Consider the following 20,498-nt stretch of genomic DNA (forward strand, 5'->3'; position numbering starts at 1 on the left):
CGCGTGCGGGCCGGTGGGGTAGCTTGGTATCCTTCGGCCTTCGGGTGGCCGTAACCACGATTCAAATTCGTGCCGGCCCACTTCTTCCCGCAGTCGACGACCGCCAGCCGGGGCTTCGCCTGCCGGGGGCCCGAACGGAACGACCACGAGGAGTGTCGGCTCGAAGACACCTCCGTCGACCGTCTCGAATCAGTTCTCGAAACGCTACGCGCGTTTATACGGTTTTGCTCCCTACCGGCGAGCGATGAGAGGACCGTTCGAGTCCATCGCCGGCGCGTTCGGGGCCCTTCTGGCGTGGATAGTCATCACTGCTGCGGTGACGTTCGTGGGTATCGACCCGCTTTTGGGTGTGCTCGCGGCCACCGTCGTCGCGTTCGACGTGGTCTACTACCACCGTCTGACCAGGGTCACGTCGGCACCGTCCTCCGGAAGTCAGTGAGCCGGTCGTTGTAGGGTGTATGAGAGACGATGACGGCGCTGTATCCTCGCCCTACTGCGCTACTCGGTCACTTCGCTCCCTGCGTTGCTCCTTGAGAACGGGGCTTTAGCGCTTGATTTTAGGTCACTCCCGGGCGACGATGGCCACGTCGGTCTCGACGTCGTGGATCCCCTCGAACGTCGGCGGCGAGACGATGCGTGAGACGAGGCCCCGCTCCTGGCTCGCACCGATCACGAGGAGGTCGTTGGCTCTGGCTGCACGCCGGAGGAAGGTCCGGATGTCGGTGTTCTGGACCCGGGTCTCGATGGTCCCGTCGAACGTCTCGACGAGGTCGGCCAGCATTCGGTCGGCGACCCGCCGTTCGGTCTCGTCGCCGATACAGTGGGCGACGCTGACGCGGCCGTCCGGTTCGACGATTCGGAGCGCGAAGTCGAGCATGTTGTGGGCGGTGTCGCCGGCCTTCCTGACCGGGACGGTAATGTGGGACCATCTAGTTCGGTCGCCGTAGCTTCGGTGGACGACGACGTCGCCGGCGGTCTCGAGCAGGCGCGTGACGTAGGCCGATAGCTCGCCGTCCTCGCCCTCGTAGGGGACGACCGTCAGGTCGCAGTTCGTCTCCACCCGCACCCGCCGGACCGCCTCGACGGGAGAACCACCGCCCGCGGCGACGACCACCTCGCAGGGCACGTCGAGTTCAGTCTCGATGCGGTCGGCCAGCGACTTCAACTCGGAGACGGCCATCGCCGCAGCAGGGTCGGCCGCGGCGGTGGCGCCGTCGGATTCCTCGGCGGTATCGGTGGCATCGGCGGCGCCCTGCCCCGCGACGGCGGCTGCCGGTTCGCTTTCGAGGTCCGTCCGCAGCAGTCGCCGCTCGACAGCGGCGGCCCGTTCGCCCGCGACCACGTCGAGCAGGACGACCTTGCCGGCGTCGTGGGCGGCGGCCAGTCGGCCGCCGAGCATGGCCGTCGAGCCGTCGATGACGTCCCGCATCGGGACGAGGACGTGGTCGTCGCCCCGCGTCGATTCGTAGAAGTACTGCGCGCGCCGCTCGTAGACGAACTCCCGCCAGGCGGTGAAGACCGCCGCGACGATGGCGGAAGTTACGAGGACGCTGCCCACGAAGGCGGGCTGGCGGGCCGGCGGGATCAACAGCCCGAGCAGCGCCATGGAGAACGCCGCCGCCTCCTCGACGTCGACGGTCCAGGTGACCAGCCCGGTCAACAGGACGGCGAAGGCCGCCCCTGGGGCGTCGACCTCCAGCGCCGTCGGCGGCAGCTCGGGATAGACGAACCTGACGGCGACCCAGACGGCCACCGAGGCGCAGGCGGCGCCAGCGGTAAGCCCCGTGACGAACCGGACCGGCGAGGCGTACTCGCTTTCCGGGTTCGCAAACAGCGCGTACGTGCCGGCCGCAAGCGGCGGGAAGATGAAAAACGAGAGGAAGGAGAGCCGGTTCGACAGGTAGGTCAACAGTCCCACCGAGAACGGGACGAAGACGAGAATGGAGACGTGGACGAGCACCGAGGTGTACTCCAGACGGCGGCGAATCTCACGAACCGAGCGGCGGACGAGGCTCCGGGCCGCACCGCCGATCCCTCGCAAGCGGTCGAGCATACCTACCCGGACTCCCTGCACCGAAGTAAAGCCGACGACGACACGGGCGCGGCCGACCCGTCGTTCGCCGACGAAGCGGCGGACGTCGACGTCGAGTGACTGGACGCCGACGACTAGGTCGCCGTTTTCCCGCCGGTTACCCCAGCTTCGACAACAGCCGCGACAGCAGGCCGCCCGCCGGCGATTCCTGACCCTCGTCGCCGTACTCCCGGTAGAGGTAGGCGACGATGTCGTCGCTTTCGGCCATCCCGTCGACGCCGTTCTCCTCGTCGACCAGCACCGGCACCCCGTACTGGCCGCTGACCTCGTAGACCTCCTCGCGGGTCCGGCGCGCTCGGCTCACCGAGTGGGTCTCGTACTCCAGGCCGAGATCCGCCAGGGCGCGCCGGACCTTCGCACAGTAGGGACAGCCGCGCAGGTCGTACAGTTCGATGCTCGCCATACGAGCGGGTCGCTCCCGACGACCCTAAGCTACCCTCGCGGTTGCGGCCGGCGCACACGACCGACGGCGCCCGCCGAAGCGAAGTCGCCGTCCGCCGGTCACTCCGTCGCGTAGAACCGGACCAGCCCGCAGTCCTCACAGAGGTACGCCTCGAGGTAGGCCTTGCCCCCGATGCCGAGCGGCCCGCCCTTCCGCGGGTCGTCGATGCGCACCCGGGACGTACTGCCCGCCGAACCGTCGGTGGAGTACTCCACCTGCTCCATCTCCACCTCACAGTCCGGACAGACGCGACTGGGCATATCACCGACCGGCGCTCGCGGGTAATAAATCTCCGGCATCGCTCCGGCGCCCGGACGCCGACGACCAACATTTATTGTCGATCCTCGCAGGTATCGGCCCATGACGGCGACCCTTCGCGGGACGGTCGTGGGGATGGCGGACCGTGCGAACCCGGCCTTCGCGGCCGGCGCCGTGGCGATACCGACGCTGGCGCTCGCGTACGTGCTCACGGTGGGAACCACGCCCCAGCACATCTACGTCCACGTCATGGCCGGCGTGCTGTGGACGGGCATCGACCTGTTCATGGCGCTCGTTCTCGGTCCGGTGCTCGGCGGGCTGGCGGTCGAACAGCGTGCGAGCGTCTTCCGGCGCTTCACCCCGAAGATGACGTTCCTGATGCCGACGCTGGCGGTCGTCACCATCGCCGGCGGTATCGCGCTCGCGCTCCGGCTCGGCGTCTTCCCCAACGCCGGGCCGTGGCTAGCGCTTTTCACCGCCGCATCGCTTTTGCCCGCCCTCGCGTCGGTCGGCTGGCAGTTCGACGCACTCCGTGATCCCCGGTGGTTCGTGCCGTTCGGTCTCACGACCGTCGGCTCCGCAGCGTACCTCGCCGTCACGCTGCCCGACTTCGCGATGACCTCTCCGGCCATCGCGCTCGCGCTCGCCATCGTCGCCGTCCTGAGCGTCCTCGGGTTCGGCGTCCTGCTGCCCGGCGAGGTCCGCATCTACCTCGAGATGGGGTCGGAGACCCCCGACGACGACCTCATCAGCGAGATCGGGATGCGGAACGCGAAGCTCAGCGGCGTCCAGGGGTTCTTCCAGCTCGCCGTCGTCCTCGTGATGGTGTGGCTCCGGTGGGGGAGTCTCTGATGGCGTGCGGTTTTTGTCGGTGCGAGGGCTAGCCCGACCGTGCAGGTTCACGGCCACGAGGTTCGCGGCGTCGACGTCGACGACGAGACGCGGTGTGCCCACTACGGGACCGAGCGGGACGTCGTCGCCATCCGCTTTGTCTGCTGTGACACCTACTACCCCTGTTTCCGGTGTCACGTCGAGGTCGCCGACCACGACGCCGAGCGGTGGCCGATACAGCGCCGCGACGAGGCCGCGGTGCTGTGTGGCGCCTGCGGCACCGAGTTGGCCGTCCAGGAGTACCTCGGCGTGGACGCCTGCCCCGAGTGCGGGGCGGCGTTCAACCCCGCCTGCGCCGACCACTACGACCGCTACTTCGAGACGACGGCCGCGACCGACGACGCCTGAGTCCGAACGCGTAGCGTTTTCACCGACCGGTGCCGAGGGCGGGTATGGACGACGCGGACGCCGACGACGGCCTCGCCTGGGAGACGCTCGCCTCCGAAACCGACTACACCTGCCCCGGATTCGACGTCGTGCGCGACGACGTCCGTCTGCCGGACGGCACCGAGACCGACTTCCACTACGTCTCCGAACCGCCCTCCGTCGTCGTGCTGCCCTTCACGCCGGACGGCGACGTCGTCGTCATCGAGGAGTGGCGACAGGCCGTCGACCGGGTCAACTACGGGCTGCCGGCCGGCGGCCTCGAGAGCGAGGACGCCGACCTGCGCTCGGCGGCCCGCCGCGAGCTGGCCGAGGAGACCGGCTACGAGGCCGGCGCCGTCGAGGCCCTCGCGACCTACGAGCCCACGAACGGCCTCTTCGACTCGGTGTTCCACTACGTCGTCGCCCGCGGCTGTGAGCCGACCGGCCAGCAGGACCTCGACCACAACGAGTCCATCCGGGTCGGCACGACGACGTTCCCCGCCCTGCGGGAGCGAGCCGTGGCCGGCGAGTTGCGGGACGGCCGCTCGGCGCTCGGAATCCTCCAGTACGCGCTGTCCCGCGGCGACTAGCTCATACTGCCGGCTGTAACTATCTAAGCCAGTGGTGGCGGAAACCCGACTGTACAGAACGGCTACTGTCGAACATCACGAAACGGCCTTCACGTAATTACAGCCGGCAGTATCACGTCATCGCGGCGTCGTCGATTTCGGGGTGCTCGCGGTAGAACTCGACGAGGTTCTCGGCGTACTCCTCGAACCGCGGGCACTCGATGCCGGAGCCCTCCAGATCCTCGAGGGCGTTCGAGCAGTCGAAACTGGCCCCCCAGGTCTGGAACTCGAAGCCGCCGCTCTTGACCAGTTCGTGCTCGGGGTCCAGCGACTCCAGTAGCCCGCGGACGATTCCCTTCGGGTACGGCGGGACGAAGGTGTGTTTCTTGCCCGCCGCCTCCCCGAGCGTCTTGATGAGTTCGACCGTCGAGGGCGGGTCGGGGTCCGCGAGGTGGTACACCTTCCCCTCGGATTCGTCGATGCCGCTCAGGTAGCCGATGGCGTCGACCACGTAGTCGCGGGGGACGACGTTGAACTCCGCGTCGCCCGCGCCGCGCGGCGCCGGCACGACGGCGTAGTCGCCCTGGTCGAGCAGGGTCTCGACGAAGGCGTAAGGACCGTCGTACTTCTGTGTCTCGCCGGTCTCGCTGTCGCCGACGGCGGCGCCCGGCCGGTAGATGGTGGTCGGTATCTCGTCCATCCGCTCCTGGACGAGTACCTCCGCGCCGTGCTTCGTCGACTCGTAGTAGTTGCCGAACTTCTGGCCCTCCAGCAGCATCTCCTCGGTGAACCGGCCCTCGTAGAGACCGGAGACGACGACGGTGCTGACGTAGTGCAAGCGGTCGACGTCGGCGCCCTCGGCGAAGTCGAGGACGTGTCGCGTCCCCTCGATGTTGACCTGCTTGCCCGGTTCCCGGTCCATCGTCAGGTCGTAGATGGCCGCCAGGTGGTAGACCTCGAGGCTGTCGGCCTGCAACTCGTCGTAGGCGTCGCCGAGACCGAGGTCGCCCTCGGTGATGTCGCCCTCGACCAGTCGGACGCGGTCGGCCACCGCCTCGTCGTCGCCCTCGGCGTCGGCCGCTATCTCGTCGACTCGCGTCTCGGCCTCCTCGCGGTACTTCGACTGTATCAGACACGTCACCGTCGTCTCGGCGTCGTGCCGTTCGAGGAGTCGCTCGACCAGCGCCGAACCGAGGAACCCGGGGAACCCGGTGAGGAACACCGTCGTCATGCGAACCGACAACACTCCCCGGCGACGTATACGTTGTGCCCCTGTTTCGAGGGGGCGTTAATACGGCCCCGGCGCTACCGGGACGGGAACCGATTTACGCCGGGCGGTCGATGAATCGAGGCATGTCATCCGAGACGGACGCCCTGGAGGAACTGGCCGCCCTGCCCACGCTGGCGCACCCGACCGTCTCGCCGGACGGCGAGCGGGTCGCCTACTACTACGACGTCACCGGCCGCAACGAACTCCACGTCCTCGATATCGAGACCGGGGAAACCGAGCGGTGGAGCGACGGCGAGGTGCCGCGGAACGCACGCTGGTTCCTCCGGTGGAGCGCCGACGGCGAGCGCGTCTTCTTCCACGACGACGAGGCCGGCGACGAGCAGAACGACGTCCGCGCCATCGACGCCGACGGGACCGTCGAGACGGTCGTCGAGTCCGAGGGGCAGAACAGCCTCCGCGACGTCGACCCCGGCGGCGAGTTCGTCGTCGTCGGCTCCTCCCGCGACGGCCAGATGAACTGCTACCGGCACGCCGTCGACGGCGAGTCGGTGGCAAAACTCACCGACTACGACCGCGCTGTCTGGCAACCGACGCTGTCGCCCGACGGCGAGCGACTCGCCTACAGCACGAACGAGACCGACGACTACGACAACCGGGACGTCTACGTCGCAAGCGTCGAGTCGCTTTCGACCGACGGACCCGCCGGCGGTCCCGACGACGCGTCGGACGCCCGCAACCTCGAAATCGGCGAGGTCGGCGCCGAGGCCGTCGTCGTCGACTGGGACCCCGACGGCGAGCGCCTGCTCGTCTCGGACAACACCGACGACCTGAGTCGGTGTGGCGTCTACGACCTGACGGACGACTCGGTGACGTGGCTGGGCGACGGCGGGGCCGAAGAGCACCCGGAGTGCTTCGGCGCCGACGGCGACCGCGTCGTCGCCACCCGGACCCGCCGCGCGGCGACCGTGCCGGTCGTCTACGACCTGGCAACCGGCGAAGGGCGGGAACTGGACCTGCCGGAGGGCGTCGCCGACTTCGGCATGGCCGGCCGGTCGGTCATCGACGCCGACCGCATCCTCCTGACCCACACGACGCCGACCCGTCGACCCGACCTCCTTGCCTACGACCTGGCCGACGACGAGACGGAGACACTCGTGGCGGCCGAGTACGGTCCCTTCTCGCCCGACGACTTCGCCGACGCCGAGTACTTCACGTTCGACTCGAACGGTATCCCCGAGACCGACGCCGAGGCCGTCGCCCACGACCCCTACGAGACGCTGGAGATCGGTGCGCTGCTGTACGATTCCGGCGAGCGACCGTCGCCGCTGGTCGTCACGCCCCACGGCGGGCCCCGCGCCCGCGACAGCAAGGCGTTCGACCTCTACACGCAGGTGCTCGTCCAGCAGGGGTACGCCGTGCTGCAGGTCAACTACCGCGGGTCGACCGGCCGCGGGCGCGAGTTCGTCGAGGAACTGTACGACGACTGGGGCGGCGCCGAGCAGGGCGACGTCGCCGTCGGCCTCGAGACCGTCCTCGCCGACCGCGAGTGGGTCGACGACGACCGCGTCGCCGTCTTCGGCGGGTCCTACGGCGGCTACTCGGCGTACTGGCAACTCGTCCAGTACCCGTCGCTGTACGACGCCGGCGTCGCCTGGATCGGTCTCACCGACCTCGAGGCGATGTACGAGGAGACGATGCCGCACTTCCGGACGGAGTTGATGGAGAAGTACCTCGGGACGCCCGAGGAGAACCCGGACCTGTACCGCGAGCGCTCGCCGATCACCCACGCCGACAACCTCGCGGCGCCGCTTTTCGTCCTGCACGGCGTCAACGACCGCCGGGTGCCGGTCTCGCAGGCGCGACTGTTCCGCGACCGACTGACGGAACTGGGCTACGAGGAGGGCGAAGGCGCCGACTTCGAGTACCGCGAACTCGGCGAGGAGGGCCACGCCTCCTCGGACATCGACCAGAAGAAACGGACCTTCCGCCTGCTCGTGGATTTCCTCGACCGGCGGGTCTGAGGCTCCGCGTCGGTCGTCTCGTTGTCTCGGCTGCCCTCTCGCCGGGTCGGTCGTCCTGACTCGCGCGAACACGCCTGGCGACCGCGTTCCGAACGCGCCGCGCGGTTGCCGTCGCGGTGCCGTCCCTGGTGGAATCGAAGGGCGGGGGCTGCGTGGCGGCGGAGCCGCCAGCCGCCCGAGGGCTTCGCAGGTAGAGCAGTCGGAGGAAACGGCGACCGCGAGCCAGTCGGCGGAGCGTTTCGAGGGAGTCGGCGTTACTCGTCGACGTGGACGGACTCGATGGCGACCTCCTCGCGGGGCTGGTCGTTGCGGTCCGTCGGCAGCGAGCCGATCTCCTCGACGACGTCCATGCCGTCGACGACCTCGCCGAAGACGGCGTGGCGGCCGTCCAGATGGGACTGGGCGTCCAGGGTGATGAAGAACTGGCTGCCGTTAGTGTCCGGCCCGGAGTTGGCCATCGAGAGGACTCCGGGACCGTCGTGGGTGAGATCGTCGTGGAACTCGTCGTCGAACTCGTAGCCGGGACCGCCGCGGCCGGTGCCGGTCGGGTCCCCGCCCTGGATCATGAACCCCTCGATGATCCGGTGGAACACCGCGCCCTCGTACAGCGAGTCGCCGCGAGTTTCGCCGCTCTCGGGGTCCTCCCAGGTGTTCGTGTCCGGCGCGGGGTCGGCGTCGGCGGCGGGGTCGTGCCGGGCCAGTCCGAGGAAGTTCTCGACGGTGCGGGGCGCTCGGTCGGCGAACAGTTCGATAGTGACCTCGCCGTGGGTCGTCCCCAGCGTGACGGTCGGGTTGTCGCTCATACCCGACGGGAGGCGTGGGCGCCGCAAAAGGCTGCCGACTGCGTCCGTCCGCCGACGGCCGCTGCCCGCGGGCACCGCCCGACCGTCCCTGCCCGTCGGCTCCGCCCCCCACGTCGTTTCGCCTCGCTTACGAGGTAGCAGATTCACGGTGACGTGGAACCGACGACGGGACGGTGACAACCCGTGTCTGAGGAGGTCGACCGGACCGAAGCGACCGCGGCGGAGACGCCCGCCGACGCCGACTACGACGCCGTCGTCGTCGGAGCGGGCTTTTCGGGGCTGTACATGCTGCATCGGCTCCGGGAACTGGGGCTTTCGGTGCGCGTCTACGAGAAGGGCGACGGCGTCGGCGGGACGTGGTACTGGAACCGCTACCCCGGCGCCCGCTGCGACAGTGAGAGCCACATCTACTGTTACTCCTTCTCCGAAGAGCTCTACGAGGAGTGGGAGTGGACCGAGCGCTACCCCGAACAGCCCGAGATTCTGGAGTACCTCGAGTTCGCCGCCGACCGACTCGACCTCCGGGACGACATCGCCTTCGGGACTGAGGTCACCCGGGCGAGCTACGACGAGGACTCGGCGACGTGGACCGTCGAGACGGCCGACGGCGACCGCGTCGAGACGCGCTTTTTCGTCAGCGCCGTCGGCTGTCTCTCCGAACCGTTCAAACCCGACTTCGACGGTCTCGAAACCTTCGAGGGTGAGTGGTACCACACCGCCCGGTGGCCCCACGAGGGCGTCGAACTCGACGGCAAGCGCGTCGGCGTCGTCGGCACGGGTTCGACCGGCATCCAGTTCATCTCGGCCAGCGCCTCGCGTGCCGGCCACCTGACCGTCTTCCAGCGGACGCCGAACTACGCCGTCCCCGCGCGGAACCGCCCGCTCGACGACGAGGAGTACGACGAGATACGCGACCGCTACGACGACATCTGGGAGCGGGCCCGCAACTCCCGGCTCGGGATGCCGTTCGAACCGGACCGAAACTCCGCCCGTGGACTCTCCGACGACGAGATACGGGACCTCCTGGAGGAACGCTGGCAGCAGGGCGGCTTCCGGTTCCTCCACGCCTTCGAACCCGGTCACGTACTGTCGAACGCCGAGACCAACGAGGTCATCTCGGAGTTCATCCGCGAAAGGATCCGCGAGCGGGTCGACGACCCCGAAACCGCCGAGAAACTGGTCCCGACCGACCACCCCTACGGCGCCAAGCGCCCGCCGATGGACTACGGCGACTACTACGGGACCTACAACCGCGAGGACGTCTCGCTGGTCGACGTCGACGCGAACCCGATAGCGGAAGTCACGCCCGACGGCGTCCGGACGACGGCCGACCACTACGACCTCGACGTGCTGGTCTTTGCGACGGGGTTCGACGCGATGACCGGCGCACTGTTAGCGATGGACATCCGGGGGCGAGACGGCCTGCCGCTCGAATCGAAGTGGGAGGGCGGTCCCACGACGTACCTCGGTCTCGGCGTCCACGGCTTCCCGAACCTCTTCACCATCACCGGGCCACAGAGCCCCTCCGTGCTGACGAACATGCCGATGTCCATCGAACAGCACGTCGAGTGGATAGCCGACTGCATCGCCTACATGGACCGGAACGGCTACGACCGCATCGAACCGACCGAAACGGCCGAACGGCAGTGGGTCTCCCAGACCAACATGCTGGCCGACAACATGCTGTTCTCGGAGGCCGACTCGTGGTACCGCGGCGAGAACGTCCCCGACAAGCCGAACGTCTTCACGCCGTTCCCCGGCGGACTGGAGATGTACCGCGGCATCTGCGAACGGGTCGCCGAGGACGACTACGACGGCTTCGAACTCCGGCGGGCCGCCGACGCACCGGCGGTCGAACGGTAGCCGGGCGGTTCAGAACGACCGCAACGCCTCGAGTCGCTCCGCGGCCGCACCGCTCTCGAGGACCTCGCGGGCCTGCCGGAGACCGCCGCGAACGTCGTCGGCGTCGCCGCCCGCGTAGACCCGGAGCGCGGCGTTGACCGCGACGGCGTCGGCGAAGCGGTCCTCCCGCTCGCCTTCGAGCACCGCCTCGGTGATTTCGGCGGAGTCGGCGGCCACGTCCTCGACAGCGAGGTCCTCGCTCTCGAAGTCCATCCCGTACTCGGGGGTCTCGATGTCGAAGTCGTCCATCTCCTCGCCCTCGTTCCAGACGGCCACCTTCGTCGACCCCGGCCGGACGTCGTCGTACCCCTCCATGCCCTGGAACATGACGACGCGGTCGACGGTGGCCGTCTCGCTCTCCCCGAAGGTGTCGATGATGCGCTTGGCATAGGGGAGGTGATAGAAGGAGCCCAGATGCGTCGACGCCTCGGCGGGGTTGGCCAGCGTCTCGATGGTGTTGACGAACGTGCGGACGCCCATCTTCTCGCGGCGCTCCGCGAGGGCGTCGATTGCGGGCGCGAAGTTGGGCTGGTAGTAGAAGCCAAAGCCCACCTCGTCGGTCATCGCGGCGGATTCGGCGGGCGCCAGGTCCGTCCGGACGCCGAGTTCCTCGAGGACGTGCTTGTAGGCGTCCTGTTTCTGTGTCGGGACGCGGTCCCCGGAGTGGGCGACGACGGGCGTGCCGGCCGCGGCGGCGACGAGACCGGCCGCGACGCCGAAGATGGCGCTGCGGCCCTTTCCGTCGTAGTTGGCGCCGCAGTCGACGGGGTCGCAGTCCGGCGACGCCGTCTCGACGTCCTCGCTCATCACGTTGACGAAGGCGCCCAGTTCCTCGGGCGTGTTTCGCTTCCAGCGGTTCGCCAGCCAGAAGGCCCCCAGCGTCGTCGGGTCCGGCACCCCGTCGACGATGCGTCGGAACGCCTCGGCGGCCTGCTCGCGGGTCATGTCGTCGGCGGACTTGTGCCCGGAGCCGACGACCTCCGTCATCAGCCGTTGCAGCGGCCACTCGCCGTACTTCTCTGTCGCTTTCGCCATGTCGGGCGTTGGGGCTACCGCGCCAAAAACGTCCCTCTTTCGGCGACCGAACGGTCAGTCCTCGACCTCGTCGGTTCGCCGGCGGAGCGCCGCCAGTGTCGCGGCGACGCCCGCCAGGACCGCCGTGACGACTCCCATTCCTGGCTGTGGCTCGGGACCGTCGTTCGTCGGCGCCGCAGGCGTGTCGGTCCCACCGGTCGGCGTCGCCGTCGGCGAGGTCCCCGACGTGGCGGTCGGCGTCGCCGTGGCCGTCGGCGGAACCGACAGCGACCCGACGACGCCGGCGTGGTCGGAGGGCCACACACGGACCGTCTCGCCGTCGGTCTCGGCGGCGACGCGGTCGGCGGGCGTTTCGCCGACGCGGTCGATGCCCGTCGGCCGGGCGCCGCCCCGGTAGAGGACGGCGTCGACACGGCGGGAGAGCGTCGAGGACTCGGTGCGGAGGTCCGCGCCGTGACAGCAGGTGGGCCCCGCCGCGTCCGGCCGCAGGGTCGCGTGGGCGTCCTCGAAGGACTCCCGGAGCAGTTCGTAGGCGCCGGGACCGCTTCCGGGACCGCTGTTGAAGTCGCCCGCCAGCACGACCGGGCGGTCGCCGGGGAGGCGGTCGACGAGCGCCCCCGCCTGCGCGTTGCGGATACCCGCCGACAGCGCCGCCAGGTGGGTCGTGGCGACGGTGGCCGGGCGGCCCTCGACCGCGACATCGACGCCGGCGAACCCGCGCTCGATGGCGAGGTCGATTCCCTCCAGCGGCACCGGGACGGCGGCCGCGAAGCGGTCGCCGCGCGTGCCGGTCACCGTCACGTCCTCGCGGGTGAGGACCGCGATCCGGTTCGTCAACCGGAGGTCGACGGTCCCGTCGCCGGTGTCGGCGGGCACCTCCACGTCGTTCGTGACGAGTTCGGTCTCGACGCCGTAGTCGAGTCCGCGGGCGGCGAGCCGTTCGGAGAGAAGCCCGAGCAGGTCGACGACGACCTCCGAGGCGCCGGGGTCGTGGTCACCGTCGAACCGACTCGGCGCCCGCGTCCGGACCAGCGCCGCCTCCTGGACGCAGACGACATCGGGCTCCGTCGACGCTATCTCGCCGGCGACGGCCCCGGCCCTGGCGGCGTAGGGATGGGCCTCGACGTCGGCGAGCAACTCGCCGGCGACGGCGCGCAACTGCTCGAAGTCACCGGCCTCGAAGAGTCGGAACAGGTCGACCCCGACGTAGAGGTTGCGCGTCATCACCGACAGCGTCGGTGCCTCGGCCGCCGCGGGCGCCGACAGGACGCCGCCCGAGGCGGCGAGGGCGGCGGCACCGGAGAGCAGTCGGCGACGCGAGACGCGGGCGGCGTCGTGCGGAACCATTCCGGGGCTGTCTTCGCGTGGCGGCGGTATGAGCTTCGTGGTGGGACCGATAGGGGAGCGTCGCCGGAACGAGCGGGCCGCCCGATTCCGGAACCGACGGACCCTAATCCCCGCGGTCCCTACGGCGGACAATGAGTTCGCCAGCGGCCGACGGCGACGACTGGCGAAAGGGACTCGACGGGGTGGACGCGGCGCTCGTCGATGGCTACCAGTCGGGATTCCCGGTCGAGGAGCGGCCGTTCCGGCGCGTCGGCGAGGCGCTCGGCGTCGACGAGTACGAGGCGCTGGAACGCGTCGAACGCCTCCGCGAGACGGGTGTCTTCCGTCGGTTCGGGGCCGTCCTCAACCCGCCCGTCATCGGCGCCTCGACGCTGGCGGCGGTGCAGGCCCCCGAGGACCGCTTCGAGGCGGTCGCCGAGGTGATCAACGGCTACCGGCAGGTGAACCACAACTACCGCCGGGACCACGAGTGGAACATGTGGTTCGTCGTCACGGCGGGGTCGCTCTCGAGACGGGACGAGATACTGGCCGACATCGAGACCGAGACCGGCTGTGAGGTGCTGAACCTCCCGATGCTGACCGACTTCTACATCGACCTGGAGTTCCCGGTGGTCAACGACGACAGTTTCGCCCGCGAGTCCGTCGCCGAGACGTCGGTATCGGCGACGCGTATCGCCGAGACGGCGGCGGCCGACCTCTCGGCGCTGGACCGGGACCTCCTCCTGGAGATTCAGGACGGCTTCCCGCTGTCGGCGACCCCGTACCGGGACGTCGCCGAGGCCGTCGACGCGCCCGTCGAGGACGTGCTGGCCGCCATCGAGTCGCTCCGCGAGGCCGGGTGCATCAAGCGGATCGGCTGCGTCGTCAACCACGTCGTCACGGGGTTCGACGCCAACTGCATGGTCGTCTGGGACGTCCCCGACGACGAACTCGACGCCCGCGGGGAGGCCGTCGGCGCGCTCCCGTACGTGACGCTGTGCTATCACCGCCCGCGGCGGCCCGAGCAGGGGTGGCGGTACAACCTCTTTACCATGATTCACGGCCGCGACGCGGCGGCGGTCGATTCGAAGATAGACGAACTCGCCGCCGAGCACCTGCCCGTCGAGCACGAGCGGCTCTACTCGACGGAGACGCTGAAACAGACCGGCGCCCGGTACGATGAGATCGTCGGCGACGGGTAGAGGAGAGGTGGGGTGACGGCGGTCCCGGACGTACGACGAACGGACAGTGACGGCCGGGCGGTGGTCGGGGGAACGACGGGTCAGTCCTCGGCGGCGATGAAGACAACGGGACCGACGACGATGAGGCCGAGCCCGAGATACTGGAAGTACATCGGGTGCGTGCTGATGGGTGTCAGGAAGAAGACGAGCCCGAACAGCGTGAACTGCAGCCCCGTGAGCTTCAGCGACTTCTTGACGAATCCCGCCAGAACCCCGAAGACGAACAGGATGAGGATGACGTGCGCGACGCTGTATTGGCGCAGAATGTCGTCGACCACCTGCAGGGGGAACTCGAACATCCGTATCGGGTATCGCGCTGTTTCGGTCTTAATGGTTCCGTTAGCCGTCGACCGGGGTAGCTCAGCCGTCGACCGGGCCGGTCAACTCGATGTCCCGTAGCCAGACCGTCCAGACGACGAGCAGCGCCCCGGCGTAACAGGCGGCCCAGACGTAGGTCCCGAGGAACTCGTAGCCGGAGTTCGACAGGAAGTAGTCGGCGACGCCGGCGGTCGCTATCGTCCCGGCGAGCAGGAGGACGCCCGCGGCCCAGCCGGGGAGCCTCGAATCGGTCGACATACCCGCCGGTAGGGAGTCGAAGGATTCGAGCGTTCCGGTTTCGCCTCAGTTTTCGGAGATTCGAAGCGAGCCGACGCGCTCGATGAGGTGGTCGATGCCGCCGTTTATTTCCTCGATGCGAGCCTCGACGTCGTCGGCCGGCACGGCACCGTTCGGCGTCGGCTCGACGAGACCGTCGTTCTCCAGCATGCGCAGCGAGTAGCGAGCCTTGTGTTCGTCGACGCCCGTTTCGCTGGCGACGCGGGTGATCCCGATGGGGTGGTGCTCCAGCACCGCCTCCAGCACCAGAAGGTCCCGCTCTTCCTTCCGTAGCTGTCGCGCCAGCCGTTCTATCATCCAGCATACGTACCGAGCGCACGGCCAAAACGCTACCGCTCCGCGGCCGACGCCACTTCAAAGACGGGACGACACCGGCGACACGGCTACCCCGGCCGAGTCGAAGGGGACGATATGGAACGGGAGATAGGGGCGAACTGGCACGTCGGCACGGGGAAGGTCCGCGAGTACTGGTCGTGGACGGGCGGCGCGCTGTACCTCCTGTTCTCGCTCGATCTGTTGACGACGCTGTACGCGGCGGCGCTGTACGGGGTCGGAGCCGAGGCCAACCCCTTCGTTCGGCAGGCGCTTTCACGGGGCGTACCGCGCCTCCTCGCGCTCAACCTGGCCGGGGTCGTCGTCACCGTCGCGCTGCTGGCGGCGTACATACGCCTGCTCGAGCGAACGCGCGGCGTCGAGGCGTGGGTGATGGCCCGGAGCTTCGAGCTGTGGGTCGGCGGCCTGCTGGCGGCCGGGCTGTTCGTCTTCGCCAACAACCTCTCGGTCATCGTCCTCGGCGGGTCGCTCGTGTGAGCCGGGCCGCTCGACGGCCCTCAGGTGGCGGTGTCGACGCCCGTGACCTCGAACCGCGCGCCGCCCGCCGCGCTCTCGGTCACGGTCAGCTCCCAGCCGTGGGCCTCGGCTATCTCCCGGGCGATGGTGAGGCCGAAGCCGGTCCCCTCCTCGGCGGTCGAGAAGCCGCTCTCGAAGACCCGCTCGCGCTCGTCTGCGGGGATGCCGGTTCCGTCGTCGGCGACGTAGAAGCCCGCATCGTCCCCGAGATCGCCGACCGTTATCGTCACCGAATCGTCCTCGGCCGACGGCGGACCGCTCGTTGCGCCGTGTTCGATCGCGTTCCGAAAGAGGTTCTCGAACAGCTGCTGGAGTCGGCTCTCGTCGGCCCGTACCGTCGCGGTGGTGTCGGCGACGAGCGTGGCCGCCTCGGTGTCGACGTTGCCGTAGCAGTCCTCGGCGACCGATGCGAGATCGACCGTCTCCAGGTCGTCGACCTGCTGGCCGCTGCGCGCCAGCGCCAGGAGGTCCTCGATGAGCGTCTCCATGCGCTCGTGGGCCTCGGCGACGGCTTCGAGGTCCTCGTCCGCCCCGTCCTCTTCGGTCCGGGCCAGTTCGAGGCGGCCCTTGGCGACGGTCAGGGGGTTCCGCAGGTCGTGGCTGACGACCGAGGCGAACGCCTCGAGTCGCTCGTTCTGTCGCCGGAGTTCCCGCTCGCGCTCCTTGCGCTCGGTGATGTCCTCGATTGCACCGCGGAGGGCGACGACTTCACCGTCGTCGGTGACCGGTTCGCCGCCGACCCGGATCCACCGCCGTCGGCCGTCGCGCGGCAATAGCCGCAGTTCCTCGGTCGACGGCTCCTCGCCTTGGGGGATGCTCGCGATGGTCCGCTGTATCCGGTCTCGATCCTCGGGATGGTACAGCTCGAGAATCGACGACAGCGTCGGTTCGAAATCCGAGTCGGAGTCGACGCCGTGGACGGCGTAGGCGCCGTCGGTCCAGTGGACTTCGCGGGTCTCGACGTCGAGTTCCCAGCCGCCGGTGCCGGCGAGTCGCTCGGTGTGACGGAGCAGATCGAGGCTCCGTTTGAGTTGCCGTTCGCGTGCGTCCCGGTCGGTAACGTCGCTGTAGATGGCGAATCCGCCCGACCCGTCCGAGTAGGCGGCGTTCTGCAGGAGGAACTCCCGCTCGCCGTCGGCGGTCAGGCGGGTCACCGCCTCGGATTCGAGCCGCCCGCCCTCGCGGACCCGGTCGTTGATCGCCTCGGCTTCCTCCCGGTACTCCTCGGGGACGATGTAGGCGTCCAGCGACTCCCCGACGACGTCGTCTTCGGCGTACCCGAACGTCTCCTCGAAGGCCGGATTCACCCGCCGGACGACCGGCTCTCCGCCCTCGTACTCGACCTCGACGGTCGGCTGGGACAGCCGCTCGAACAGCAACTGGAACCGGCGCCGTTCGGCCGCGAGCTGTCGTTCGCTCCGGGCCTGCGAGACCGCGTTCGTGATGCGGTTGGCAAGCAGTTCGAACTGTTCGGTGCCGGCGCCCTTCTGGAGGTAGTCGGTCACGCCCGCCGAGATGGCCTCGCTCGCCACCGCCTCGCTGCCCTTGCCGGTGAAGAGCACGAACGGCAGTTCGGGGTACTCCTCGCGGACCGCCTCGAGGAACTCGATGCCGTCGGTGCCCGGCATCTCGTAGTCGGAGACCACGCAGTCGAACTCGCCGTCGGTCAGCCGCTCGATGCCCGCCTCGGCGTCCGAGACGCACTCGACAGTCAGCCGCTCGTCCTCGCGTTTCAGGAACTTCCTGGCCAGTTCGGGCACGGCCGGGTCGTCGTCGACGTGGAGTACCCAAATCCCCCTCTCCATGGGCGTATTAAACGGCTCCGCCGGATAAGTGTGGTCGCCGCCCGGTGAACGTCGCCCCCGGAGCGGGCACGGAAGCGTCGACCGGCCCCCGGAGAGAAGGGTTCCGTCACTGTCCGACTCGACCCGTATCACCCCGCAGAACGAGCCGAGGCTAGTATCACAGGAGGGCGAAGGGGACCACTAAGGAACGTATCGAATCCCTCAGAAGCACCCTTATGGGTATTTATCGCATCGCCGGAAAGTAGACGCCTACGGGAGTTTGGCCCGTGATTCCGTCCGGCTAAGGACCGGGCGGAATCGGGATGGGCCAACTCGGATTTGAACCGAGGACCTCCCGGTTATCAGCCGAGCGCTCATACCTAGCTGAGCTATTGGCCCTAGGTAGGCGCAGTTCGTCGTAGCGCCGTCGTTTGTTTAAACGTTTCTTTTCGGCGGCCCCCCGGCGGGCCCTGACACGGTCAGCGGTCGCGGGTGTCCTCGCCGTCCCCGGCGCCACCGGCGGCGTCCGTCCCCTCGTCGACATCGGTGAACTCGTACTCGTCTTCGCCCACCTCGACGCGCTCGCGGTCGGTGTCGCCGGGGAAGCCCTGTCCGGGGAACGACTCGCCGTCGCCCTCGTTCGGAAAGCCGCCGACGTAGACGTTGCCGCTGGCGAAGCCGCCGGTCTTGGTGTCGATGTAGGGACCGACGACGTACTTCTTCGCCGCGATTCGGATGGGGTACCGCGTCGGCGGGAGGACGAGTATCAGTCCGACGAGGTCGGTGACGAGCCCCGGCGTCAACATCAGCGCACCGGCGATGAGCAACAGCCCGCCGTCCAGCAGTTCGTCGGTCGGTGGTTCGCCCTGTGCGAGTTTGTCCTGTATCCGCCCCATCGTGTGGCGGCCCTCCGCACGGGCGAGTAGCAGTCCGATGAACGCCGTCAGCACGACGATGGCGACGGTGAGAACCGGGCCGATACGCGTCGCGATGGCGACGAGCAGCATGGCGTCCAGCAGGGGAACGAGCAGCAGGACGCCGATGACCCGCAGGTCCATACCTCGGGGTACCGGCGGCCCGCGGAAAACGTTTCCGAGACGCCGCCGTCGAGGGACGCTCCGGTCCGTCACGGGCGGTTCGGAGAGCGAGGGGGGTTCGCTGGCCGGCGGCGAGTACCGGCCTGTAATCGAGGGAACACCGACACCGCCTTAGGCCGCCGTCGACTCCTCTCGGGTAATGAGAGCCGCGCTGGTGATCCTCGACGGGTGGGGCCTGGGAACCGGCTGGAACGGCGACGATGCTCCCGACACCGGCGGCGCCGACGCCGTCGCGGCCGCCGAGACGCCGGCGTTCGACCGCCTGCGCGAGTCGGGGGCGTTCGGCACCCTCGAAACGCACGGTCGACGGGTTGGTCTCCCCGAGGGACAGATGGGCAACAGCGAGGTCGGCCACCTCAACATCGGGGCCGGCCGGGTCGTAAAGCAGGACTCCGCCCGCATCACCGACGACATCGACGCCGGCGTCTTCGCCGATAACGACGCCATCGCGGGCGCCTTCGACCACGCCCGCGAGCACGGCGGACGGGTCCACTTCATGGGTCTCGTCTCGGACGGTGGCGTCCACTCCCACCAGGCGCACCTCCATGCGCTTATCGACCTCGCCGCCGAGCGCGGCGTCGAGACCGTCACCCACGCCTTCACCGACGGCCGGGACACGGCCCCGAAGAGCGGCGCCGGCTACCTCTCGGAACTGCAGACGGTAGTCGACGACCGCGGGACCGGCGACGTGGCGACGGTCTGTGGCCGGTACTACGCGATGGACCGCGACGAGAACTGGGACCGGACGAAGCGCGCCTACGACGCCATCGTCGACCGGGAGGCGCCGCACGCCGCCGACAGCGCGGTCGCGGCCGTCGAGGCCTCCTACGATCGCGGCGACACCGACGAGTACGTCGAACCGACGCTGATCGAGGGCGGTCCCACACTCGAGGACGGCGACGGCGTCGTCTGCTTCAACTTCCGCGCCGACCGCGCCCGACAGCTGGTCCGGATGCTCGCCGACATCGACCCCGTCTGGAAGTACGACACCGCGCCGCCGGAGGTCCGTCTCGTGACGATGACCGAGTACGACGAGACGTTCGACGTGCCCGTCGCGTACCCGCCGCTGGAACCGGAGCGGACGCTCGGAGAGACCATCTCTACGGCCGGTCTCACGCAACTGCGGGCGGCCGAATCCGAAAAGTACCCCCACGTCACGTACTTCCTCAACGGCGGCCGCGAGGTCGCCTTCGACGGCGAGAGCCGCGAAATCGTCGACAGCCCCGACGTGGCCACCTACGACCACCGGCCCGAGATGTCGGCCCCCGAGTTGACCGACCGGGTCCTCGAACGTATCGACGCCGGGGGCCCGGATGTCCTGGTCCTCAACTACGCCAACCCGGACATGGTGGGTCACACGGGCGACTTCGAGGCCGCCGTCGCGGCCGTCGAGGCCGTCGACGCCGAACTGGGCCGGCTTGCGGCCGCGGTCCGGGAGGCCGGCGGTCACCTGCTCGTCACCGCCGACCACGGCAACGCCGACGACATGGGCACCCCCAAGGATCCCCACACCGCCCACACCACGAACCCGGTCCCGTTCGTCTACGTCTCCCCCGCGGGCGACGACGGCGGCCGCTCCGTCCGTGAGGGCGGCACGCTTGCCGACATCGCGCCGACGCTGCTGTCGCTCGTCGGCGTGCCGGTCCCCGAGGCGATGACCGGCGAGAACCTGCTTTCCTGATTCCGAATCAGAATGTTTATCTTACTAACACGATAGGCTACGGATGCAATGAGTGACAGCAGCCTGAATCCGCTCTTGGTACTCGGCATGGTCGCCCTCGTCGCCGGCGCCATCGCCCTCGTGTACGGCCACATGGAGCTTCTGGACGCACAGCAGAACTCCGGCTTCCTCGGCATGGGCGGTGGCGGCGACGGCGAGACGATGAAGTGGCAGATAGTCCGTCTCGGCGGCCTCGTCGTCGCGGGCGTCGGCGGCGTGCTGACGTTCTCCGGCGCCGTCAACGACTGACCCCGTT

General features: G+C 69.0%; 22 protein-coding genes and 2 tRNA genes. 11 read left to right on the plus strand and 13 right to left on the minus strand.

Going from position 1 to position 20,498, the window contains the following annotated elements; genetic code table 11:
* Window positions 1–7 precede the first annotated feature (7 nt).
* Together NLF94_RS05845 and NLF94_RS05850 are read left to right on the plus strand one after the other, a co-directional pair.
* Window positions 8–80 (plus strand) — tRNA-Pro (locus NLF94_RS05845).
* A 164-nt stretch (window positions 81–244) separates the two neighbouring features.
* Window positions 245–439, plus strand: coding sequence for a hypothetical protein (locus tag NLF94_RS05850; RefSeq protein WP_254840532.1), 195 nt, complete (start codon window positions 245–247; stop codon window positions 437–439).
* A gap of 123 nt (window positions 440–562) precedes the next feature.
* Here NLF94_RS05850 and NLF94_RS05855 read toward each other — a convergent pair whose 3' ends face one another.
* From NLF94_RS05855 to NLF94_RS05865, 3 genes are all read right to left on the minus strand, one after another.
* Complete coding sequence (locus tag NLF94_RS05855; protein ID WP_254840533.1) at window positions 563–2,053, minus strand: HPP family protein; 1,491 nt, start codon at window positions 2,051–2,053, stop codon at window positions 563–565.
* 136 nt (window positions 2,054–2,189) lie between these two features.
* Window positions 2,190–2,495 carry a glutathione S-transferase N-terminal domain-containing protein gene (locus tag NLF94_RS05860; protein ID WP_254840534.1) on the minus strand — a complete coding sequence of 102 codons (306 nt, stop codon included), beginning with the start codon at window positions 2,493–2,495 and terminating at the stop codon, window positions 2,190–2,192.
* A 98-nt stretch (window positions 2,496–2,593) separates the two neighbouring features.
* Window positions 2,594–2,794 (minus strand): hypothetical protein, encoded by a 201-nt coding sequence (locus tag NLF94_RS05865; RefSeq protein ID WP_254840535.1) that lies wholly within the window; start codon window positions 2,792–2,794, stop codon window positions 2,594–2,596.
* A gap of 133 nt (window positions 2,795–2,927) precedes the next feature.
* On the opposite strand from NLF94_RS05865, the gene NLF94_RS05870 reads away from it, so the two are divergent.
* The 3 genes from NLF94_RS05870 to NLF94_RS05880 are packed head-to-tail and all read left to right on the plus strand — an operon-like array spanning window position 2,928 to window position 4,639.
* On the plus strand, window positions 2,928–3,644 hold the full coding sequence (locus tag NLF94_RS05870) for a hypothetical protein (RefSeq protein WP_350355866.1): 717 nt from the start codon (window positions 2,928–2,930) through the stop codon (window positions 3,642–3,644).
* A gap of 39 nt (window positions 3,645–3,683) precedes the next feature.
* A complete protein-coding gene (locus tag NLF94_RS05875) occupies window positions 3,684–4,031 on the plus strand; it encodes a CHY zinc finger protein (RefSeq protein WP_254840537.1) in 348 nt (115 codons plus the stop codon).
* 44 nt (window positions 4,032–4,075) lie between these two features.
* Window positions 4,076–4,639, plus strand: a complete 564-nt coding sequence (locus NLF94_RS05880; RefSeq protein ID WP_254840538.1) for an NUDIX hydrolase — start codon at window positions 4,076–4,078, stop codon at window positions 4,637–4,639.
* Window positions 4,640–4,751: 112 nt separating this feature from the next.
* On the opposite strand, the gene NLF94_RS05885 is transcribed toward NLF94_RS05880, so the two are convergent.
* Window positions 4,752–5,849, minus strand: coding sequence for an SDR family oxidoreductase (locus NLF94_RS05885; protein ID WP_254840539.1), 1,098 nt, complete (start codon window positions 5,847–5,849; stop codon window positions 4,752–4,754).
* 122 nt (window positions 5,850–5,971) lie between these two features.
* Between NLF94_RS05885 and NLF94_RS05890 the strand changes: the two genes are divergently transcribed.
* Window positions 5,972–7,870: a S9 family peptidase gene (locus tag NLF94_RS05890; RefSeq protein ID WP_254840540.1), complete on the plus strand. Its 1,899-nt coding sequence runs from the start codon at window positions 5,972–5,974 to the stop codon at window positions 7,868–7,870.
* Window positions 7,871–8,124: 254 nt separating this feature from the next.
* On the opposite strand, the gene NLF94_RS05895 is transcribed toward NLF94_RS05890, so the two are convergent.
* The gene (locus tag NLF94_RS05895) at window positions 8,125–8,673 is read right to left on the minus strand and encodes a peptidylprolyl isomerase (RefSeq protein WP_254840541.1); all 549 of its coding nucleotides are present in this window, start codon (window positions 8,671–8,673) and stop codon (window positions 8,125–8,127) included.
* A 183-nt stretch (window positions 8,674–8,856) separates the two neighbouring features.
* Between NLF94_RS05895 and NLF94_RS05900 the strand changes: the two genes are divergently transcribed.
* Window positions 8,857–10,536 carry a flavin-containing monooxygenase gene (locus NLF94_RS05900; RefSeq protein ID WP_254840542.1) on the plus strand — a complete coding sequence of 560 codons (1,680 nt, stop codon included), beginning with the start codon at window positions 8,857–8,859 and terminating at the stop codon, window positions 10,534–10,536.
* Between the two features lie 9 nt (window positions 10,537–10,545).
* Here the strand turns inward: NLF94_RS05900 and NLF94_RS05905 are convergent, their stop codons facing one another.
* Entirely contained in the window at window positions 10,546–11,610 is a 1,065-nt protein-coding gene (locus NLF94_RS05905; RefSeq protein WP_254840543.1) for an anthranilate phosphoribosyltransferase, read from the minus strand.
* A 54-nt stretch (window positions 11,611–11,664) separates the two neighbouring features.
* Window positions 11,665–12,957: an endonuclease/exonuclease/phosphatase family protein gene (locus NLF94_RS05910; RefSeq protein ID WP_254840544.1), complete on the minus strand. Its 1,293-nt coding sequence runs from the start codon at window positions 12,955–12,957 to the stop codon at window positions 11,665–11,667.
* Between the two features lie 131 nt (window positions 12,958–13,088).
* Between NLF94_RS05910 and ahbB the strand changes: the two genes are divergently transcribed.
* Window positions 13,089–14,138 carry a siroheme decarboxylase subunit beta gene (gene ahbB / locus NLF94_RS05915; protein WP_254840545.1) on the plus strand — a complete coding sequence of 350 codons (1,050 nt, stop codon included), beginning with the start codon at window positions 13,089–13,091 and terminating at the stop codon, window positions 14,136–14,138.
* 80 nt (window positions 14,139–14,218) lie between these two features.
* Here ahbB and NLF94_RS05920 read toward each other — a convergent pair whose 3' ends face one another.
* The 3 genes from NLF94_RS05920 to NLF94_RS05930 form a co-directional block, all read right to left on the minus strand.
* Window positions 14,219–14,476 (minus strand): DUF8006 family protein, encoded by a 258-nt coding sequence (locus tag NLF94_RS05920; RefSeq protein WP_254840546.1) that lies wholly within the window; start codon window positions 14,474–14,476, stop codon window positions 14,219–14,221.
* 61 nt (window positions 14,477–14,537) lie between these two features.
* The gene (locus NLF94_RS05925) at window positions 14,538–14,753 is read right to left on the minus strand and encodes a DUF7996 family protein (RefSeq protein WP_254840547.1); all 216 of its coding nucleotides are present in this window, start codon (window positions 14,751–14,753) and stop codon (window positions 14,538–14,540) included.
* Window positions 14,754–14,798: 45 nt separating this feature from the next.
* Entirely contained in the window at window positions 14,799–15,089 is a 291-nt protein-coding gene (locus NLF94_RS05930) for a hypothetical protein (RefSeq protein WP_254840548.1), read from the minus strand.
* Window positions 15,090–15,203: 114 nt separating this feature from the next.
* Here NLF94_RS05930 and NLF94_RS05935 point away from each other — a divergent pair, with 114 nt between their 5' ends.
* Complete coding sequence (locus NLF94_RS05935; RefSeq protein WP_254840549.1) at window positions 15,204–15,602, plus strand: DUF5658 family protein; 399 nt, start codon at window positions 15,204–15,206, stop codon at window positions 15,600–15,602.
* Between the two features lie 20 nt (window positions 15,603–15,622).
* Here NLF94_RS05935 and NLF94_RS05940 read toward each other — a convergent pair whose 3' ends face one another.
* From NLF94_RS05940 to NLF94_RS05950, 3 genes are all read right to left on the minus strand, one after another.
* A complete protein-coding gene (locus NLF94_RS05940) occupies window positions 15,623–17,446 on the minus strand; it encodes a hybrid sensor histidine kinase/response regulator (RefSeq protein WP_254840550.1) in 1,824 nt (607 codons plus the stop codon).
* A gap of 303 nt (window positions 17,447–17,749) precedes the next feature.
* Window positions 17,750–17,824, minus strand: a tRNA-Ile gene (locus tag NLF94_RS05945).
* Window positions 17,825–17,904: 80 nt separating this feature from the next.
* Entirely contained in the window at window positions 17,905–18,483 is a 579-nt protein-coding gene (locus NLF94_RS05950; RefSeq protein WP_254840551.1) for an FxsA family protein, read from the minus strand.
* Window positions 18,484–18,661: 178 nt separating this feature from the next.
* Between NLF94_RS05950 and gpmI the strand changes: the two genes are divergently transcribed.
* Window positions 18,662–20,203, plus strand: a complete 1,542-nt coding sequence (gpmI, locus tag NLF94_RS05955) for a 2,3-bisphosphoglycerate-independent phosphoglycerate mutase (RefSeq protein ID WP_254840552.1) — start codon at window positions 18,662–18,664, stop codon at window positions 20,201–20,203.
* Window positions 20,204–20,251: 48 nt separating this feature from the next.
* Entirely contained in the window at window positions 20,252–20,491 is a 240-nt protein-coding gene (locus NLF94_RS05960; protein ID WP_254840553.1) for a hypothetical protein, read from the plus strand.
* The last annotated feature ends 7 nt before the right edge of the window (window positions 20,492–20,498 follow it).

It is taken from the genome of Natronomonas marina (assembly GCF_024298905.1).
Taxonomy (GTDB): domain Archaea; phylum Halobacteriota; class Halobacteria; order Halobacteriales; family Haloarculaceae; genus Natronomonas; species Natronomonas marina.

Excerpts from the sequence above, each read along its gene's own strand:
- NLF94_RS05885 (WP_254840539.1), bottom strand. The coding sequence starts at position 5,849 with ATGACGACGGTGTTCCTCACCGGGTTCCCCGGGTTCCTCGGTTCGGCG.
- NLF94_RS05950 (WP_254840551.1), bottom strand. The coding sequence starts at position 18,483 with ATGGACCTGCGGGTCATCGGCGTCCTGCTGCTCGTTCCCCTGCTGGAC.
- NLF94_RS05860 (WP_254840534.1), bottom strand. The coding sequence starts at position 2,495 with ATGGCGAGCATCGAACTGTACGACCTGCGCGGCTGTCCCTACTGTGCG.
- NLF94_RS05905 (WP_254840543.1), bottom strand. The coding sequence starts at position 11,610 with ATGGCGAAAGCGACAGAGAAGTACGGCGAGTGGCCGCTGCAACGGCTG.
- NLF94_RS05895 (WP_254840541.1), bottom strand. The coding sequence starts at position 8,673 with ATGAGCGACAACCCGACCGTCACGCTGGGGACGACCCACGGCGAGGTC.
- NLF94_RS05850 (WP_254840532.1), top strand. The coding sequence starts at position 245 with ATGAGAGGACCGTTCGAGTCCATCGCCGGCGCGTTCGGGGCCCTTCTG.
- NLF94_RS05870 (WP_350355866.1), top strand. The coding sequence starts at position 2,928 with ATGGCGGACCGTGCGAACCCGGCCTTCGCGGCCGGCGCCGTGGCGATA.
- NLF94_RS05880 (WP_254840538.1), top strand. The coding sequence starts at position 4,076 with ATGGACGACGCGGACGCCGACGACGGCCTCGCCTGGGAGACGCTCGCC.
- NLF94_RS05925 (WP_254840547.1), bottom strand. The coding sequence starts at position 14,753 with ATGTCGACCGATTCGAGGCTCCCCGGCTGGGCCGCGGGCGTCCTCCTG.
- ahbB (WP_254840545.1), top strand. The coding sequence starts at position 13,089 with ATGAGTTCGCCAGCGGCCGACGGCGACGACTGGCGAAAGGGACTCGAC.
- gpmI (WP_254840552.1), top strand. The coding sequence starts at position 18,662 with ATGAGAGCCGCGCTGGTGATCCTCGACGGGTGGGGCCTGGGAACCGGC.
- NLF94_RS05890 (WP_254840540.1), top strand. The coding sequence starts at position 5,972 with ATGTCATCCGAGACGGACGCCCTGGAGGAACTGGCCGCCCTGCCCACG.
- NLF94_RS05865 (WP_254840535.1), bottom strand. The coding sequence starts at position 2,794 with ATGCCCAGTCGCGTCTGTCCGGACTGTGAGGTGGAGATGGAGCAGGTG.
- NLF94_RS05940 (WP_254840550.1), bottom strand. The coding sequence starts at position 17,446 with ATGGAGAGGGGGATTTGGGTACTCCACGTCGACGACGACCCGGCCGTG.
- NLF94_RS05935 (WP_254840549.1), top strand. The coding sequence starts at position 15,204 with ATGGAACGGGAGATAGGGGCGAACTGGCACGTCGGCACGGGGAAGGTC.
- NLF94_RS05855 (WP_254840533.1), bottom strand. The coding sequence starts at position 2,053 with ATGCTCGACCGCTTGCGAGGGATCGGCGGTGCGGCCCGGAGCCTCGTC.
- NLF94_RS05920 (WP_254840546.1), bottom strand. The coding sequence starts at position 14,476 with ATGTTCGAGTTCCCCCTGCAGGTGGTCGACGACATTCTGCGCCAATAC.
- NLF94_RS05930 (WP_254840548.1), bottom strand. The coding sequence starts at position 15,089 with ATGATAGAACGGCTGGCGCGACAGCTACGGAAGGAAGAGCGGGACCTT.
- NLF94_RS05960 (WP_254840553.1), top strand. The coding sequence starts at position 20,252 with ATGAGTGACAGCAGCCTGAATCCGCTCTTGGTACTCGGCATGGTCGCC.
- NLF94_RS05910 (WP_254840544.1), bottom strand. The coding sequence starts at position 12,957 with ATGGTTCCGCACGACGCCGCCCGCGTCTCGCGTCGCCGACTGCTCTCC.